Here is a 1,355-nt window from a genome sequence, read left to right as displayed (position 1 = left end):
GGCGCTGCGGCCGTATTGATGCTGAAGGTCTCGCTGGTGGCGAGGCCTGCAATGTCGGTTGCCGTTACCTTGATGTCTGACGTGCCTGATGTCGTCGGCGTACCGCTGAAGGTGCGCGTCGAGGCATTGAAGCTCAGCCAGGTGGGAAGAGCCGTGCCGTTGGCAGAGGTTGCCGTGTAGGTCAGCGTTTCGCCGCTGTCGACATCGGTGAAGGTGCCGGCCGGCAGCACGAACGAGAAGGCGGTGCCGGCCGTGGCGTTCTGGGTGGCGGTCTGGGCCGCCAGAACAGGCGCGTCGTCAGCACCGTGGATGGTGATCGTCAGCGAGGCCGTGGCAGTGGCGCCGGCGGCGTCACGCATGGTGTAGCTGAAGACCTCGTTCAGCGTGTTGGTCGATTGCCGCAGCGCCTGCACCGCGGTGTTGGTCTCGTTGATCGTATAGCTATAGACGCCCGTCGCATCGATGAGCAGGCTGCCATAGGTGCCGGCAAGTGCGGTGCCGAGCGTGCCTGTCGTCGCGCCGAAGCTGACCGCCGTGACGGTCTTGGTGTCGTTTTGATCCGGATCGGTGTCATTGGTCAGCACGTTGCCGCTGGCGACCGAACCGCCCGAACCATTGGCAATGCCGCCCTTCTCGGTCGCATCGCCAGCGTCGGCAACCGCCGTCGGCGTCGTGTTGCCCGCTATCGTGGTGGAGATGCTGAAGGTCTCGCTGGTGGCGAGGCCGGCAATGTCGGTTGCCGTCACCTTGATGCCTGACGTGCCTGTTGTCGTCGGCGTACCGCTGAAGGTCTGCGTCGCGGCGTTGAAGCTCAGCCAGGTGGGAAGAACCGAGCCGTCGCCAGAGGTTGCCGTGTAGGTCAGCGTTTCGCCGCTGTCGACATCGGTGAAAGTGCCGGCCGGCAACGCGAACGAGAAGGCGGTGTTGACCGTGGCATTCTGGGTGGCGGTCTGGGCCGCCAGAACAGGCGCGTCGTCGGCGCCGTGGATGGTGATCGTCAGCGCGGCCGTGGCGGTGGCGCCGGCGGCATCACGCATGGTGTAGCTGAAGATCTCGCTCAGCGTGTTGGTCGACAGCCGCAGCGCCTGCACCGTAGAGTTGGCCTCGTTGATCGTATAGCTATAGGCGCCCGAGGCCGCGAGGACGAGACTGCCATAGGCACCGGCAAGTGCGGTGCCGAGCGTGCCTGCTGTCGCGCCGAAGCTGACGGCCGTGACCGTCTTGGTGTCGCCGGCATCAGGATCGGTGTCGTTAGCAAGCACGTTGCCACTGGCGAGCGAACCACCCGAGCCATTGGCAACGCCGCCCTTTTCGGTCGCATCGCCAGCATCGGCAACCGCCGTCGGCACCGTGTT

General features: G+C 65.4%; 1 protein-coding gene. It reads right to left on the bottom strand.

Going from position 1 to position 1,355, the window contains the following annotated elements:
• Positions 1-1,355, bottom strand: a 1,355-nt coding sequence (locus AC1DPR_RS31960) for a putative Ig domain-containing protein (protein WP_477818028.1), incomplete at both ends; no start/stop codon positions are given.

This window comes from Rhizobium sp. 01T417 (genome assembly GCF_056398905.1).
This window is presented reverse-complemented; position numbering and strand designations above follow the sequence as displayed.